Source organism: Bradyrhizobium sp. ORS 278 (genome assembly GCF_000026145.1).
GTDB lineage: Bacteria > Pseudomonadota > Alphaproteobacteria > Rhizobiales > Xanthobacteraceae > Bradyrhizobium.
Map to the genome: position 1 here is coordinate 4,239,992 of NC_009445.1, position 16,809 is coordinate 4,256,800.

At 66.2% G+C, this 16,809-nt stretch carries 14 protein-coding genes; 5 read left to right on the plus strand and 9 right to left on the minus strand.

Features of this window, described 5'->3' with window-relative positions:
• Nucleotides 1-66 precede the first annotated feature (66 nt).
• Both argS and BRADO_RS18875 read right to left on the minus strand, forming a co-directional pair.
• A complete protein-coding gene (argS, locus tag BRADO_RS18870; protein ID WP_011926937.1) occupies nt 67-1,863 on the minus strand; it encodes an arginine--tRNA ligase in 1,797 nt (598 codons plus the stop codon).
• 8 nt (nt 1,864-1,871) lie between these two features.
• On the minus strand, nt 1,872-3,038 hold the full coding sequence (locus BRADO_RS18875; protein ID WP_011926938.1) for a deoxyguanosinetriphosphate triphosphohydrolase: 1,167 nt from the start codon (nt 3,036-3,038) through the stop codon (nt 1,872-1,874).
• 139 nt (nt 3,039-3,177) lie between these two features.
• Here BRADO_RS18875 and erpA point away from each other — a divergent pair, with 139 nt between their 5' ends.
• Nucleotides 3,178-3,519 (plus strand): iron-sulfur cluster insertion protein ErpA, encoded by a 342-nt coding sequence (erpA, locus tag BRADO_RS18880; RefSeq protein WP_011926940.1) that lies wholly within the window; start codon nt 3,178-3,180, stop codon nt 3,517-3,519.
• A 218-nt stretch (nt 3,520-3,737) separates the two neighbouring features.
• Here erpA and BRADO_RS18885 read toward each other — a convergent pair whose 3' ends face one another.
• From BRADO_RS18885 to BRADO_RS18895, 3 genes are all read right to left on the minus strand, one after another.
• Complete coding sequence (locus BRADO_RS18885) at nt 3,738-6,053, minus strand: PAS domain-containing sensor histidine kinase (RefSeq protein WP_011926941.1); 2,316 nt, start codon at nt 6,051-6,053, stop codon at nt 3,738-3,740.
• Between the two features lie 418 nt (nt 6,054-6,471).
• A complete protein-coding gene (locus BRADO_RS18890; protein WP_011926942.1) occupies nt 6,472-7,212 on the minus strand; it encodes a metallophosphoesterase in 741 nt (246 codons plus the stop codon).
• Between the two features lie 226 nt (nt 7,213-7,438).
• On the minus strand, nt 7,439-8,338 hold the full coding sequence (locus BRADO_RS18895; protein WP_011926943.1) for a LysR family transcriptional regulator: 900 nt from the start codon (nt 8,336-8,338) through the stop codon (nt 7,439-7,441).
• A 97-nt stretch (nt 8,339-8,435) separates the two neighbouring features.
• Between BRADO_RS18895 and styA the strand changes: the two genes are divergently transcribed.
• A complete protein-coding gene (gene styA / locus BRADO_RS18900; RefSeq protein ID WP_011926944.1) occupies nt 8,436-9,683 on the plus strand; it encodes a styrene monooxygenase subunit StyA in 1,248 nt (415 codons plus the stop codon).
• 13 nt (nt 9,684-9,696) lie between these two features.
• The gene (locus BRADO_RS18905; protein WP_011926945.1) at nt 9,697-10,224 is read left to right on the plus strand and encodes a flavin reductase family protein; all 528 of its coding nucleotides are present in this window, start codon (nt 9,697-9,699) and stop codon (nt 10,222-10,224) included.
• A 526-nt stretch (nt 10,225-10,750) separates the two neighbouring features.
• On the opposite strand, the gene BRADO_RS18910 is transcribed toward BRADO_RS18905, so the two are convergent.
• Nucleotides 10,751-11,773 (minus strand): aldo/keto reductase, encoded by a 1,023-nt coding sequence (locus BRADO_RS18910; protein WP_041757603.1) that lies wholly within the window; start codon nt 11,771-11,773, stop codon nt 10,751-10,753.
• 201 nt (nt 11,774-11,974) lie between these two features.
• Here BRADO_RS18910 and xth point away from each other — a divergent pair, with 201 nt between their 5' ends.
• Nucleotides 11,975-12,766: an exodeoxyribonuclease III gene (gene xth, locus BRADO_RS18915; protein ID WP_011926947.1), complete on the plus strand. Its 792-nt coding sequence runs from the start codon at nt 11,975-11,977 to the stop codon at nt 12,764-12,766.
• A 17-nt stretch (nt 12,767-12,783) separates the two neighbouring features.
• A complete protein-coding gene (bla, locus tag BRADO_RS18920) occupies nt 12,784-13,650 on the plus strand; it encodes a class A beta-lactamase (RefSeq protein WP_041756715.1) in 867 nt (288 codons plus the stop codon).
• On the opposite strand, the gene BRADO_RS18925 is transcribed toward bla, so the two are convergent.
• The 3 genes from BRADO_RS18925 to ureC are packed head-to-tail and all read right to left on the minus strand — an operon-like array spanning nt 13,605 to nt 16,809.
• Entirely contained in the window at nt 13,605-14,465 is an 861-nt protein-coding gene (locus BRADO_RS18925; protein WP_011926949.1) for an urease accessory protein UreD, read from the minus strand. The genes bla and BRADO_RS18925 overlap by 46 nt on opposite strands.
• Nucleotides 14,462-15,106, minus strand: coding sequence for an urease accessory protein UreG (gene ureG / locus BRADO_RS18930; protein ID WP_041756716.1), 645 nt, complete (start codon nt 15,104-15,106; stop codon nt 14,462-14,464). Before ureG ends, BRADO_RS18925 begins: the two co-directional genes overlap by 4 nt.
• A complete protein-coding gene (gene ureC / locus BRADO_RS18935; protein WP_011926951.1) occupies nt 15,103-16,809 on the minus strand; it encodes an urease subunit alpha in 1,707 nt (568 codons plus the stop codon). The genes ureG and ureC overlap by 4 nt, the downstream gene beginning before the upstream one ends.

Below are 16,809 nucleotides of genomic sequence, written 5' to 3' on the forward strand. Positions count from 1 at the left end.
CATATGCGTCCTAAGGCGGACCCTGCCAGATTGAGGCCCCCAACTGAAGTCGCGTGTTTCCCCCAATCAGCGCATTGCATCAGGAGCATTAACGCCCAAGATCGCAAGTCCCGACGCCAGAACCGAGACGACGCCCTGAACCATGGCCAAACGTGCCTTGGTCAATTCTGCATCATCATCGATAATGAAGCGTAAATAGGGCAAATCCCGGCCCCGCGTCCAGAGGGCGTGAAATTCGCTTGCAAGTTCATAGAGGTAGAAGGCGATCCGGTGGGGCTCATGGGCCATCGCCGCGCTTTCCACCGTACGTGGGTACAGCGCCAGCCGTTTCAAGAGGTCGTGTTCGGCCGAGTCGGCGAGTCTTTCCAGCTTCGCCTCGCGCAGGAAGGCGATCCGCGCCCCCTCCTCCTCAGGCAGTTCCGGCAAGCTCTCCCGGGCGTTACGGAAGATCGAATGCCCGCGTGCGTGCCCGTATTGGACGTAGAAGACGGGATTGTCCTTCGACTGCTCTATGACCTTGGCGAGGTCGAAATCGAGCACCGCATCATTTTTGCGATAAAGCATCATGAAACGGACCGCATCGCGCCCTACTTCATCAACAACTTCGCGCAAGGTGACGAAGTCGCCGGAGCGCTTGGACATCTTCACCGGCTCGCCATTGCGCAGCAGCTTCACGAGCTGCACGACCTTGACGTCGAGCGTAGCCTGCGCCGCGGTCACCGCCTTCACCGCGGCCTGCATGCGCTTGATATAGCCGCCATGATCGGCGCCGAACACGTCGATGAGATCGGCAAAGCCGCGCTCGAACTTGTGCCGGTGGTTGGCAATGTCGGAGGCGAAATAGGTGTAGCTCCCGTCCGACTTGATCAGCGGACGATCGACGTCATCGCCAAAGGCGGTGGCGCGGAACAGCAGCTGCTCGCGGTCCTCCCAGTCCTCGACCGGCGCACCCTTGGGCGGCGGCAGGCGGCCTTCATAGACGTCACCGCGTTCACGCAGGAAATCGATCGTCTCGGCGACCTTGTTGTTGCCGCCCGTGATCAGCGAGCGCTCGGAGAAGAACACGTCGTGCCTGATGTTGAGCGCGGCGAGATCATCCTTGATCTCGTCCATCATCATCGCGATCGCCTTGTCGCGCACGATCGGCAGCCACTGCGCGTCAGGCATCGCCTTCAGCTTGTCGCCGTGCTCGGTCTTGAGCGCCTGCCCGACCGGCTTCAGATAGTCGCCGGGATAGAGCCCTTCCGGGATCGCGCCGATGTCCTCGCCGAGCGCCTCGCGATAGCGGAGATACGCGGAGCGCGCGAGCACGTCGACCTGCGCGCCGGCATCGTTAATGTAGTACTCGCGCGTGACGTCGCGGCCTGCGAACTGCAACAGGCTCGACAGCGCGTCGCCGAACACGGCACCGCGGCAGTGGCCGACATGCATCGGTCCCGTAGGGTTCGCCGAGACGTACTCGACATTCACCTTGGGCGCGCCCGGCACGGGCGCGACGCGGCCGTAGGCGGCACCTTCACGCAGGATGGTGGCGAGGGCCTTGGACCAGACGGAGGGCTGCAAGGTGAGATTGATGAAGCCGGGACCGGCGACGTCCACCTTCGCCACCAGCTCATCGGCGCGCAACCGCTCGGCAATTTGTTCGGCGAGATCGCGCGGCTTGGCCTTGGCCTCCTTGGCCAGCACCATCGCGGCATTGGTCGCCATGTCGCCGTGGCTCGGATCGCGCGGCGGCTCGACCACCACGCGCGAAAAATCGATGCCTTCGGGCCAGCCGCCAGACTTGGCCAGCGCGGCGCAGATGGCGTGCACGCGGGCCAGCATGTCAGCAAAAAGATAGGGGGTGGACGCTTGTTCAACCATGCCGCCGCCTAACGCAAATCCGGGGTCGAGTCAAAAAGCCGGTGGTGTTCGGTTAACGCAAAACGGTCGGTCATTCCGGCGATAAAGTGGCTGATCCGGCGCGCCCGCTCGCCCTCTCCCCCGCACCCATCGAGCCAGCCGGCCGGCAGGGTCGCGCCGTCCTGCTGATAGCGGCCGAACAGGTCGGCCACGATCCGCTCGGCATCGCGCATCACGCGCATCACCCGCTCATGGCGATACATCCGCTGCCAGAGGAACGCCTTGATGGTGGCTTCGTGCTCGGCGACATCCGCCGGAAACGCCACCAGCGGCCCGGCGTGGCGCCTGACGTCATGCGGCGAGACGGGCTTCGCCTGCTCGATTCGGCGCTCCGCCTCGCCGGCCACGGCCGCGATCAGATAGGAAATCAGCTCGCGCACCAGCTCCGCTCCGCGGCGGATATCGTCGAGCGACGGATAGTGCCGGTCGATCTCCGCAATGATGGCCGCGAGCAGCGGCACCTCCTTGAGATCGTCGACCGTGAACAGGCCGGCACGCAGCCCGTCGTCGATGTCATGGGCATCATAGGCGATGTCGTCGGCGAGGGCTGCGACCTGTGCCTCGAGCGAGGCGTAGCTCCACAGCTCCAGGTCGAACCTCGCGTTGAACTCGGCAATCCCGGCGGGGACCGGCCCCTGCAACGGGCCGTTGTGCTTGACGATGCCTTCGAGCGATTCCCAGGTCAGGTTCAGGCCATCGAAATCCGGATAGCGCTGCTCGAACGCCGTGACGATGCGCAATGTCTGGGCATTGTGGTCGAAGCCGCCATGGTCCGCCATGCAGCGGTTGAGCGCCCGCTCTCCGGCATGGCCGAACGGCGGATGGCCGAGATCATGGGCCAGGGCCAGCGTCTCCGTCAGATCCTCGTCGAGGCCGAGCTGGCGCGCCAGGGCGCGGGCGATCTGGGCGACCTCCAGGGAATGGGTCAGGCGGGTGCGGTAGTGGTCGCCTTCGTGGAAGACGAACACCTGCGTCTTGTGCTTCAGCCGGCGGAAGGCCGTGGAGTGGATCACCCGGTCGCAATCCCGGCGAAACGGGCTGCGGGTGCGCGACGGCGGCTCGGCGAACAGGCGGCCCCGGCTGCGGTCGGGATCGCAGGAATAGGGAGCGCGGGGAGCAGCCATTCCGACCGACACGGGCGATTGTTCCTTTTGCGGTTTGATTCCTCGACCGGGCCCACTTAACTATGGGGAGCGCCCGAGACCAAATGAATAGGGCATGACTTGCACTCGGAGACCTTCCGCGATGACCGATGCCTTGATGACCGATGCTCCGATGACCAATGCCTCGACCGGCCCCGTCACCATCAGCGAGCGCGCCGCCCGCCGCATCGGCGAGATCCTCGGCAAGGAGAGCGCCGGTGCGATGCTGCGCATCTCCGTCGAGGGCGGCGGCTGCTCTGGCTTCCAGTACAAGTTCGACATCGACCGCGCCAAGGCCGAGGACGATCTGGTGATCGCCCGCGACAAGGCCGTCGTGCTGGTCGATCCGGCCTCGGTGCCGTTCCTGGCCGGCTCGGAAGTCGATTTCGTCGACGACCTGATGGGCGCCTCGTTCCGGATCAACAATCCCAACGCCACCGCCTCCTGCGGCTGCGGCACCAGCTTCTCGGTCTGATTTCTCGCCACGCCCACCGTCATTCCAGGAGCAAGGCCGAAGGCATTGAACCCGGAATCTCGAGCCGGCTCGGATTCTTTTCCAGCCATTTCGAAATTGCGGGTTCAATCTTCCCACACAGCTGCGGCGCCGCTGCATGGGACGTTTGCCCCGGAATGACGGCTTGGGGTGAGAGACATCGGTACTCGCTGATCCAGCGCGATTTCCCCTCCTCCGCGTCAGGCCTCGGCGGTTGCGGCCGGCGTCTCGTCTGGCGCGAGCGGCGGCGCCTCGACAGTCGAAGCTGGCGTGCCGATCGCCTTCAGCATCGCCGCCACCATGGCCGGCTTGCGCAGCGGCTTGGCGAGGAAATCGGTCATCCCCGCCTCTCGGCACTGCTTGATGTCGTCGGGGAAGGCATTTGCGGTGAGCGCGATGATCGGCAGTTCGGCGAGCCGTCCACCCTTCGCACGAATGGTCCGCGTCGCGGTGATGCCGTCCATCTCAGGCATGCGGACGTCCATCAACACCAGGTCGAACGCCTGCTCGGAAGCCGCGTTCACCGCCTGCAGACCGTCCGGCACGATGCATTTGTCGACGGCAAATTCCTGCAGCATCTTCGACACCACCATGCGGTTGGTGGCGTCATCCTCGGCGATCAGGATGCGCAGCGGACGTCCCAGCGCCTCGATCCGCGCCTTGAGATCGCCAGCGCCGACGCGGTCGCCGCGCTGATCGGAGATCTGCTTGTCGCTCCACGGCAAGGTCAGGCTGAAGCGGAAGGTCGAGCCTTCGCCCTGTACGGATGAGACCGCGATCGCGCCGCCCATCTGCTCGATGATGCGCCGTGAGATCGCAAGCCCCAGCCCGGTGCCGCCGAAGCGGCGGTTGATCGAGGCGTCGGCCTGCGCGAAATCCGTGAACAGCTTGCCGACGCGATCCGCGGGAATGCCGATGCCGGTGTCGGAGACGCGCCATTCGATCGTGGCCTTGTGATCATCGCGCGTCCGGCACGACACGGCGATGGTCACGCCGCCGCGTTCGGTGAACTTCACCGCGTTCGAGGCGAGATTGATCAAGACCTGGCGGATGCGCGCGACGTCGCCCTTCAGCGACGGCGGCAGCTTCGGATCGATGTCGGCATTGACCAAGAGGCTCTTCGACTTGGCGTTGACGCCGATGATCGCGGTGACCGCCTCCACCAGCGCGGACGGCGAGAAGTCGACCGTTTCGAATTCGAGCTTGCCGGCGTTGAGCTTCGACAAATCGAGAATGTCGTTGAGGATGCGCTGCAGATTGTCGCCGGACTCGCGGATCGTCATGACCGCGTGGCGCTGCTCATCGTCGAGCTTGGTTTCCAGCAGGGTCGAGGCGAGGCCGAGAACGCCGTTCATCGGCGTGCGGATCTCGTGGCTCATCATCGCCAGGAAGTCGGATTTGGCGCGGCTCTCGGCCTCCGCCTGCTCGGCGCGCCAACGCTCGGTGACGTCGCGGCCAAAGCCGCGATAGCCGGCAAACTTGCCCTCGTGATCGCGCGCCGGGCGGGCCGTCAGCGCCCACCGCCTGCGCTCGCCGCCCGCGACCACGACATGGATCAGGATCTCCGGAATCGAGAGCCGTTGCGCCATGCGATCGGCGAGGGTCTTGAGCGTCGCGGTGTCGGTGGGGCAGAGATATTTCAGCGTATCGATCAGACGCTCGCCCTTGAGCTGATCGAGTGGCAGCTGCGCCACGTCGGCGAAGCGCTGCGGCGCATCGATCAGGCGGCCCTCGGCATCGGTCTGCCACAGCCAGCTCGCTGCGTTCTCCTGGAATTCCTTCAAGAGCAGCGAGATCGTCTCGTTCTGCCGTTCGTGGCGGATCTGCGCCTTCAGATTGTCGAGGAACACGTTGCCGTGCGCCACCAGATGACGAACCATGAACGAGGTATAGAGGCAGAGGAAGACGACGAGCACGAGATAGGTCGCGCCGCCGCAGAGGAACAACGCCCCGACCGAGCAAAGCATCAGGGTCCAGGTGTAGGCGAGCCCGCCGCGCGGGACGCTCGACATCGCGAATGCGCCGCCCGAGATCATTCCGGTCATCAGCGACCCGACGATGATCTGCAGATGCGGCTCGACCTGCGGCATCACGATCAGTGGGAGCGATCCCCAGATGCAAGCGAGAAAGAACGCCTGCACGATCATGCGCCGGATCGCGCGCTCGGAAGCCTCCTGCGGCCGCGACTCGCGAGCGCGCCACCAGCCGCGCAGCGCCATGCCGCCGGACACGACGATCGCCGTTCCCCAGGCGATGAGGAAGACATTGGAAACGATATTCCAGAACACGCCGAGGATGATGGCGGCGTTGGCGAAATTGATGCCGATCGTCACCGGCACGAGGCGCGCCACGGCATCGATCTGCCGGGCACGGATGCGCCGGCGATCGCGCTCGGTGAGCGCGTCGTCATCGAGCTCTTCAATGGCGCTGAAACCGCCGATCCAAAGGAAGAATGCCCCCAGCGGACTGCCATTGCCGGCTCGCTTCGAGGTCGCGGGATCCCCAGGCCAATTCATGAGCGCGCAGAACCTTCCTTGTGATCCCTTGCCATGCCTGACCGGCGGCTTCAGCCGCGTTAATTGTCCCGCCCGTAGAATTACGGAACCGACCGCCTTCCCTCGCTTTCGCCTGGTCAGGACCGCCCAGATCCGTGGCCCGCGCAAGCTCATGCGATGCCGGCAACGCGTCTCGATGCACGCCCCCTCACGCCGTTGCGCAGACCGATTTGGCCGACGGGCAGTGGACTATGAAGATCCGGGATTGTCGCGACGGGCGATCCCGTCCGTGACCGACTCCGTCATGAGCGGGCTTGTCCGGGACAAGCCCGGCCATGACGATTGTGGAAACGGTTGGCTGAAAAGTTCCCGTGGGCGGATCGGATACGTCTGCTTCCCCATCGGGAAAGTCCGACGTCTTCCCGTCTTTCATGAGTATTCAGATCACGGCGCCCGAGGCATAGGCACCCGCCCAATGCACAAAGCCATTCTCGGTGGCGCGTGCGGCGGCGTGATCCCAGTCATAGGCGAGCGCCAGCAGCTCGGCCTGCCAATGGCCGCGCCGCTCGGTCAGCACGGCATAGCGCGCATGCGGCGAGCGATATTCGAGCTGGGCTGCGATGGGAATGTCGCCGAACACCGGACAGCCCACGCTCCCTGGATTGACCACCAGTGGACCGCGCGGCACCTGAACCATCGCCTGCCGATGGCTGTGGCCGCACAACACCAAGGTGGCGCCACCGAGATCGACGAGACGGGCCGCCAGCACGTCGCGGCGCGCCGGCACATAACGGCCGTCGTCGAGCATCTCTTCGAGCAGAAGCGCGCAGTCGTCGTCGGGCGTGCCGTGGACGGCGAGGATGCCCTGCTCCAGCGTGTGTCGCGGCGGCAGGGCGTGCAACACGCGGCGCTGCTCGGACGTCAGCGCGGCGCGCGCGAAGCGGCCGGCGGCCGAGAGCTTCTCCTCCGGAAGCTCCTCGATCCAGCGATCGTGGTTGCCGCGCACGGTGGGCAGCGACAGCGACTGCAGCAGCTCGAGGGTCTCGCGCGGCCACAGCGGGCTCGTCACGCAGTCGCCGAGATTGACGGTCGCATCGACGCCGCGCGTCTTGATGTCGGCGAGCACAGCCTCCAGCGCCGGCAGGTTGCCGTGCACGTCAGAAATCACCGCCAGCCGCATATCTCATTCCCTCGCGCTGCGCCCGTCCTCGCCACGACACTACCATGCTCGTCACTGCGAACGAAGATAGCGGAAACGCAGGGTGGGCAAAGGCGCGTGGCAGGCCATAGTTTGTGGCGGGGTCGCGCGCGCCGTGCCCACCATCGTTCAGCACGTTCGTGGTGAGACGGTGGGCACGGTGCTCGCGACGCTGTCGCGTCGCTGCGCGCCTTGCCCACCCTCCTGGTTATCCGCCGATCGCGAAGACGTCCGCGCGCTCGATGATCAGGTCACGAAACAAGCGCGCCCGGTGCGACGTCCATTGTGGATCTGGATAAACGACGTGAAGCGGCAGCGAGGGGACGTCGTAGTCGGGCAGCAGATGGATGAGCCTGCCCGACGCGATGTGCTCGACGGCGCACCAGTCCGGCAGCACGGCGGCGCCGAGGCCCTCGAGAGCGGCCAAAGTCATGATGTCTGCGTCGTCACAGGTGAGCGTGGGCGTGATGCCGACGACGTGTCGGCCGGTCTCCGACTCGAAGCTCCATTCATTCTTCGGCGACAGCCGCGAATAGGTCACGCAGGGTAGCTGGCGCAGATCGTTCGGCAGACGCGGCGGCCGATGCCGCGCGAGCAGCGATGGCGCGGCGGCCAGCAACCGCTTGACGGTGCCGACACGGCGCGCGACCAGCGAGCTCGATGACAGTACGCCGATGCGGATGGCAAGCTCGGTGCCGGTCTCGACGAGATCGACGACCTGCTCGGTGAAGCGGATGTCGAGCCGCACATCGGGATAGCGGCGGCCGTACTCCGCAAAGATGTCGGCGAAGAAATAGCGGCCGAACGAGGTCGGCACCGTCATGCGCAAGGTGCCGGAGGGGGCACCGACGCGCCTTGGCGACGGCACGCCGGCGCTCTCGAACAAGGTCACGATGTCCTTGGCGAGCTTGAGAACGCGATCGGCCTCAGGCGTCGGGCGCAGCTTGCGGGTGGTGCGGACGAACAGGCGGCAGCCGAACTGCTCCTCCAGGAGCGCGATGCGCTTGGTGATCGCGGGCTGACCGAGGCCGAGATCGGCCGCGGCTTGGGTGAAGCTGCCGGCCTCCATGACCCGGATGAAGGTCTGCAAAGCGTCGATCCGGTCCATCCATTCCTCCCCGGAATGAGTTTTATTCTTGTCATTCCGTATACGTGATCGGGAGGAGTGGTCTAGCCTCTCAAAAAAATCACACGGAGGGAGACCCATGGAGAAGTCGATTGGCATCGTCGGCGCCGGCATCGGCGGACTGCATCTCGCGCTCTACCTGCAGAAGCACGGCATCCGGGCGACGGTCCTGACCGATCGCGAGCCGGAGCAGTATGCTGCAACGCGGCTGATGAACACCGTGGCGCATCACGGCATCACGGTGGCGCGCGAGAGCGAGCTCGGCGTGAACCATTGGGACGATCCCGATGTCTTCTACTACCACCATGATCATGTCTTCAATTTCCCGGGCAGCCCCCTGCTCTTCCGCGGCGCGTTCAAGCAGCCGAGCCGCGCGGTCGACTACCGGATTTATCTGCCGGCGCTGATGAAGGACTTCGAGGAGCGCGGCGGCGCAATCGAATATGCCAGCATCCAGGATGACGACATTCCGGCGCTGGTGGCGCGGTTCGATCTGCTGGTGGTGTCGACCGGCAAGGGCGCGCTCGGGCGGATGTTCAGCCACCGGCCGGAGCTGTCGCCCTACAACCAGCCGCAGCGGCTGCTCTGCGTCGGCCTCTATGACGGCGTTGACCACGGCAGCCCCGACGGCGACGATCCGCGCGGCGTGACGCTGTCGGTGTCGCCCGGGCACGGCGAGATGATCGTGATCCCGACGCTCACCTTCGGCGGCATGAAGACGGCGCTGCTGATGGAAAACATCCCCGGCGGGGACATGGCCGATTTGGTGTCGCTGAACTACGATTCCGATCCCGCCGGCTTCCGGCAGACCATGCTCGACAAGCTTGAGAAGCACCATCCGCACACCTACAACAAGATCGACACGCACCGCTTCGATCTGCAGCCGCTGGACCTGCTGCAAGGCGCCGTGGTGCCGACCGTGCGGCGCTCGTCGGTCAGCTTCGATGACGGCAGAATCGCGATCGCACTCGGCGATGTGCACTCGGTGGTCGATCCGATGATGGGCCAGGGCGCCAACATGGCCTCCTATGCCGCCTTCGAGCTGGGAAAGGCGATCGTCGAGGCCGTCGCGTTCGACGACCGCTTCGTCGAGACGGTGGATCGCGCGCGCGAGAACCGCGTGCTCGCGGCGGCGCGCTGGACCAATCTGATGCTGCAGCCGCCGTCGGAGGCGATGGGCCGGCTGATCTTTACGATGGCGCAGAACCGTACGCTCTGCGACGAGTTCACCGACAATTTCAACTATCCGGAGCGGCAATGGGACCGGCTGGCGAGCGACCGGCGCATCCATGCCTGGATCGACGAGCGGACGCCGCTTGCGGCGTGAGACGGAGAAGCTGATGAGCCATCATCCTGACCCCGCGAGTTTTCGCGCCGCGGCCTCGCGGTTCTCCACCGGCGTCACGGTGGTGACGAGCAGCGGTGACGACGGCGCGCCGGTTGGCATGACCGCCAACAGCTTCACCACGGTCTCGATGCAGCCGCCGACGGTGCTGGTCTCGCTGAAGCGCGGCCGCACCTGGCAGGCGGTAAGCGCGACGCGCCGCTACGCGGTCAACGTGCTCGCGGCGGACGATGTCGCGATCGGCAGGCACTTTGCCGGGGCGCCGCTCGCGCAAGGCACGCCCACGTTGGAGGCACGCGAAGGTTTCTTCCTGCTGCCGCAGGCGATCGCGCAATTCGGCTGCGAGGTGGTCAATGCGGTGGAGATCGCAGACCACACGCTTTTCATCGGCGAGGTCCGCTGGTGCCGGCATCGCGACGGCCTGCCGCTGGCGTTCTATGCCAGCCGGTTTCGCAATGGCTTGGGGGCGGAGATTTTGCCCGCCGATGCGATGGCGTATCCGGCGGAGGGATGGACGATTTGAGTGCGGTGCAGTGTGGGTACGGCACTACGCATCTCGGTTCTCCCTCGAGCAGCAAGCGAGCTGCCGGATACAGCGCCCTCTCCCCTTGTGGGAGAGGGCATCGTCGGCCCATCCGCTGATGCGGTTGGGTGAGGGGTCTCTCCACGCTCGTCGCTCGCGGAGAGAGACCCCTCACCCAACCGAGCTCGCGGCGCTGTCCTACATGCCCTCTCCCGCAAGGGGAGAGGGCGCATTCACTGGCACCGCGATCGTTGCAGCAGAAACCCCGATGCGGTTCGCCGGGACGACTTAGTGAGCCAAACATCGTCACATTGAAGACTGCGGGTCCGGCACAGTCGTGAGGCTCAACCGCCGATCGGTCCGGGGTCGACGCCCCCCGTTGTGGCGGCTCCAGAATGACCGGAGCGCGGCCACGTGACGATCGAGCTGAGAGTTTACTGCTCGCGCTGGACGGCCGTCAAATGGATCAGCGCCGCACGCGCGGCGCTGCCGCCACGCATCCACAGACGCTTGCAAAGCCGATCTGCTAGCCCCGCTCGTTCAGCATCGGGAAGCCGCGCTGGTGCCAGACCGGATAGGCGGCGGGAATGTCGCTGGCGGCATCGAGCGATGCCACCTGCTCCGCCGTCAGGCTCCAGCCGACGGCACCGATGTTCTCGACCAGTTGAGCCTCGTCGCGGGCGCCGACGATGATGGTCGACACGGTCGGGCGCTGCAGCAGCCAGTTCAGCGCCACCTGCGGAATGGTCTTGCCGATTTGCTTGGCGACGGCGTCGAGCGCGTCGACCACGCGATACAGCCGTTCCTCCTCGAACTGCGGGCCGGTGCCGGCGATGTCGTGGGCACGGGTGCCGGGCTTGGCCGGCTGGCCCCGGCGGATCTTGCCGGTCAGCTTGCCCCAGCCGAGCGGGCTCCAGATGACGGCGCCGACGCCCTGGTCGATGCCGAGCGGCATCAGCTCCCACTCATAGTCGCGGTTGAGCAGCGAGTAATAGGCCTGATGCGCGACATAGCGCGGATACCCGTAGCGGTCCGAGGCCGACAGCGACTTCATCAGGTGCCAGCCGGAGAAATTCGAGCCGCCGATGTAGCGGATCTTGCCGTCGCGGACGAGCTGGTCGAGCGCCGAGAGCGTCTCCTCGACCGGCGTGTTGTAGTCCTGACCGTGCAGCTGATAGAGATCGATGTGATCGACGCCGAGGCGCTTGAGCGAGCCCTCCACCGCCTCGATCAGATGCTGGCGCGACGAGCCGTAGTCGTTGGGACCGTCACCCTTCGGAAACGTGCCCTTGGTCGAGATCAGGAGCCGGTTGCGCTTGCCTTTGATGGCCTGGCCGAGAATGCTCTCGGCAAGCCCGCTCGAATACACATCGGCGCTGTCGAACATCGACACGCCATGATCGAGGCAGACGTCGATCAGCCGGCTCGCGCCATCGGTATCGGTCGCGCCCCAGGCCTTGAAGAAGTCGTTGCCGCCGCCGAAGGTGGCGGTGCCGAAGCTGAGCGCGGGCACGCGCAGGCCGGAATGGCCGAGACGTCGATGGTCCATGATGATCTCCTCAGATGTCGTGGTCTCCTGGACCAGCATCGCGACGGCAAGATGAATACGCCGGCCGGCAGCCCGCCGCCACGGTAGACCATGCATGGCATTGTTGCGCGCGGCTGTGAGTCCCCCCGCCAACCGCCTTGACCCGGAGCGCCGCATCTTGATCTAACCGGACGAACCCTCCGAGCTTCCTGGAACCATCCGATGCGCATCGCCACCTGGAACGTCAATTCGATCCGGCAACGGATCGAGCACCTCGTGACCTGGCTCAAGGAATGCTCGCCGGACATCGTCTGCCTGCAGGAGATCAAGTGCACCGACGACGCGTTTCCCAGACTGGAGATCGAAGCGCTCGGCTACAACGTCGTCACCCACGGGCAGAAGACGTTCAACGGCGTCGCGCTGCTGTCGAAGCTGCCGTTCGACGAGACCAAGTCCGGGCTCGACGGCGACGCCGAGGACGTGCATGCGCGGTTCCTCGAAGGCGTGGTCAGCCTCAAGAGCGGCGTGGTGCGCATCGCCTGCCTCTATCTGCCCAACGGCAACCCGCCAAACACCGAGAAATATCCCTACAAGCTCAAATGGATGTCGCGGCTTCGTGACTATGCGCGTGAACGGCTGAAGACCGAGGAGCCGCTGATCCTCGCGGGCGACTTCAACGTCATCCCCGCGGCGGCCGATGTCTCCAATCCCGAGGCCTGGGTCGAGGACGCGCTGTTCCGGCCCGAGACACGCGAAAGCTTTCAGTCGCTGCTCGGCCTCGGGCTGACCGACGCGCTGCGCGCCGTCAATGACGCGCCGGGGCAGTACACGTTCTGGGACTACCAGGCCGGCGCCTGGCAGAAGAACGCAGGGATTCGCATCGATCACCTGTTGTTGTCGCCGCAGGCCAGCGACAGGCTGGTCGAGGTGGGCATCGACAGCTATGTCAGGGCTTGGGAGAAGCCGTCCGATCACGTCCCGGTGTGGGCCGATTTCGATCTGGAGACGGCGTAACGTTCAAGGCAGGTCCGATGAGCTTCGTGACACGGCGGCAGGTGTTTCCGCTCGCGCTCGCACCTCTGTTCGTGAAGCCGGCGTTGGCTGCCGACTTCCAGGAGACCATCGCAGGCATCGAGGCCGACAGCGCCGGGCGGCTCGGCGTGGCCCTGCTGGACACCGCGAGCGGCGCACTCAGCGGCCACCGGCTCGACGAGCGGTTCCCGATGTGCAGCACCTTCAAGGCCCTGCTCGCGGCGGCGATCCTGACCAAGGTCGATGCCGGTGCCGAGCAGCTCTCGCGGCGACTTCCGATCACGCAAGGCGACATCCTGTCCTACGCGCCGGTCACCAAGCTGCATGTCGGCACCTCCGGCCTCTCGATCGGCGAACTCTGCGAGGCGACCGTCACGCTCAGCGACAACACGGCAGCGAACCTGCTGCTGGCCACGCTTGACGGCCCGGCTGGGCTCACACGCGCGACCCGCGGCTTCGGTGACGCCATCACCCGGCTCGACCGCATCGAGCCCGCGCTGAACGAAAGCGTGCCAGATGATCCCCGCGACACCACGACGCCGGCCGCAATGGCGCAGACCCTGGCGAAGCTGACGACCGGAAATGCGTTGTCGACATCGTCGCGCGACGTCCTGAACGGCTGGCTGATCGGCTGCAAGACCGGGGCGGCCAGGCTCCGCGCCGGCCTGCCCGCGTCATGGCGCGTCGGCGACAAGACCGGCTCCGGCGAGAACGGCAGCAGCAACGATGTTGCGGTGATCTGGCCGGCGGGGCGCGCGCCGGTGATCGTGACGAGCTATCTGACCGAAACCAAGGCGAGTGATGAGAAGCGCAACGCCGCTCACGCCGCCGTCGGCCGCGCGGTCGCGGCGGCCCTCGGCGCCTGAGCTGCGCGCGCGCCGAGATCGATCTCGCGAACGACGGCCGCGACCGCGTCGAAGCCGGCGCGCAGTTGGCGGACCTCGCGCGCGGCGAACCGAACGCCGATGCCGGCGCCATCTTGCAGCAGACTCGCGGCCGCATAGAGATCATCGATGCGCGCGAAGGCGTCGGCAAGGCGCAGACGGATTGCGGCGCGGTCGTGCGTCGGCGGCAGCATCAGCACGGCTGAGCCGAACGCACGGCGGCCGTTGAACAGCGCGGTCGCGGGATCGCGCAGATGCATGCGGTCGATCAGCAGCGGCTCCTTGCCCTGCCGGCGCACGATGAGCTTGGAATCGAGCTCGCGGAACAGGCGTCCCTGCCCGTCCGGGTCATGCATCGTGAACGCATCGGTGACGAGCGCCGCGGCATCGGCCGCGCACTCCAGGTCGAGCACCTGGCACAGCGCCGCGTCAGGAAACAGGATGCGCGGCTCGGGTCGGTAGTCGAGCGATGCGCCCGCCTCGACGTGGAGCAGCACATGCTCGACGGCGCGCGCGCCCGGTTCGGCGCGGTGCACCGAGGTTGCGCCTTGCGTGGTCACGCACACGGCCGCGCCCGCATGCAGCGTGAGGCGCTGCGTCAGCCGGTCCTCGCCATGCACGGCGCCGCTGCCGGTTTGCAGGATGACGCTGAGGCAATCCGGCCGCGCCGCGTCGGTGTGGAAACTGCGCGTCAGCACAAACGGCCAGGCGAACAGCCGCCGGTCGATGACGGTGCGGCTGCCACGGCGGACGAACGACAGGTCAAGCCGGGGCTTGTCTGGGCTGAGATCGCTCACGTCCGGAACAGCACCTCGCGTTCGAGCAGATCGACGATCGCGTCGATCCCCTCGCCGCGCCGGCAGTTGGTCAGCAACACCGGCCGGCCGCCGCGCACGTCGGTGGCCTCGCGCTGCATGCGGGCGAGATCGACGCCGACGTGAGGCGCGAGGTCGACCTTGTTGATCACCAGCAGATCGGCGCGGATCACGCCGGGGCCGCGCTTGCGCGGGATGTCGTCGCCGCCAGCGACGTCGATCACGAACATCCAGAAATCGGTGAGGTCGCGCGAGAAGGTCGAGGCGAGATTGTCGCCGCCGCTCTCCAGCAAGATCAGCTCGACGCCGGGAAAGCGGCGCTCCAGCTCGTCGGCGGCCTCGATGTTCAGCGTCGGGTCTTCGCGGATGACGGTGTGCGGACAGGCGCCCGCCTCGACCGCCGACACGCGCTCAGGATCGATCAGGCCGGAGCGGCGCACGCGCTCGGCATCCTCGGCGGTGACGAGATCGTTGGTGATGACCGCGATGTCGATGCCGCGCGCCTGCAGCGCCGGGATCAGCTGCTCGACGAGCGCGGTCTTGCCGGAGCCGACAGGGCCGCCGATGCCGACGCGCGCGGCGGTCATCGGGGCATCGGCGCGGGTGAGAGCGAGACGGCTCATCGCAGCATGAACCTCCTGGCGAGCGGCACGGTCGTGGCGGGCGGACACATCAACAGCTTGCCGTCGGCGCGGACCTCGAAGGTCTGCGGATCGACCTCGACCTGCGGCATCGCCGCGTTGCGGATCATGTCGGTCTTGCGCAGGCGGCGCACGTTCTTGATCTGCACGGTCTCGCGGCCGAGTCCGAGCTTGTCGCGGATCCTGGCGTCGACCGCGAGCTTGGACATGAAGTTGACGCCGAGCCGCTGCGGCGCCGCGCCGAGCGCGCCCCACATCCGCTTCTGGATCATCGGCTCGGACAGACCGAGGCTGCCATTGCCGTCGCCCATCGCGGCCCACACCGGGAAGCCGTTCTTGATCACCATGTAGGGCTTCAGCCCGAACGAGGCGCGCGGCCACAGCACCAGATCGGCCATCTTGCCGACCTCGATCGAGCCGACGACATGATTAATGCCGACGGCAATCGCCGGATTGATCGTGAGCTTGGCGACGTAGCGCTTGATGCGCTCATTGTCGGCGCGTGCGGTGGTCTCTTCCGGCAGCCGGCCGATGCGGTCCTTCATCACGCTGGCGAGCTGCCAGCATTTGGCGACGTTCTCGGCCAGCCGGCCCATGCCCTGCGTGTCCGTGCCGAAGATCGAGATCGCGCCCATGTCGTGGAGAAAGTCTTCCGCCGCCATCGACTGTGCGCGCACCCGCGCTTCGCCGAACATGACATCCTCGGGCGCGTTGTAGTTGAGCTGATGACAGATCATCGTCATCGGCACGCCCTCCTCCATGCCATAGGAGGTGTAGGGATTGGTCGGGTTGGTCGAGGACGGAATGACGTTGGGCCAGGACACGACCTTGAGGAGATCAGGCGCATGGCCGCCGCCGGCGCCCTCGACGTGGTACATGTGGATGGTGCGGCCATCGACCGCCGCCATCGTGTCCTCGCAGAAGCCGTATTCGTTGATCGAATCGGTGTGGAGATGGACCGCGAAATCGTTGCGGTCGGCCGCGATCAGGGTCTTGTCGATGACGTCGGGCGACGCGCCAAAGTCCTCGTGGATCTTGACCGACATGCCGCCGGCCGCAACGGCCTCCTCGACAGCTGCTGGATCGGAGCCGCCGCGCCCGAACAGCGCGTAGTTCAGCGGCGAGAACTCGATCGACTTGAGGAAATGGCCGAAGTTCGGCCCCGATCCGGAGCCGACGTCGAACACCGGCCCCGAACCGTTGCCGACCATCGTCGTGGTGCCGCCGGCCAGCGCGTGATCCGACTGCTCCGGCGAGATCAGATGCGCGTGGCTTTCGATCGCGCCCGCCGTGACGATGAACGGACCGCCGGCGATCGGCGCGGTGGTGTGGCCGACCACCATGTCGGGATGCACGTCCGGCATGATGTCGGGATTGCCGGCCTTGCCGATGCCGACGATGCGGCCGTCGCGGATGCCGATGTCGGCCTTCACGATGCCGATGACGGCGTCGACGATGGTCGCGTTCTTGACGACGACGTCGAGGACCTTGTGCGTGGACGTCCGGTGCGCGGCAACGGCCTCGCCGTCACGGATGTTCTTGCCGGCGCCGACCAGGAGCTCATGGCCGTAGGTCGTGTAGTCGTGTTCGATCTCGGCGAGCAGGCTGGTGTCGGCGAGCCGGACGAGGTCCCCTTTCGTGGGACCGTACAGCTCGGCATAGGCTTGCCGTGTCAGTGTTGCCAT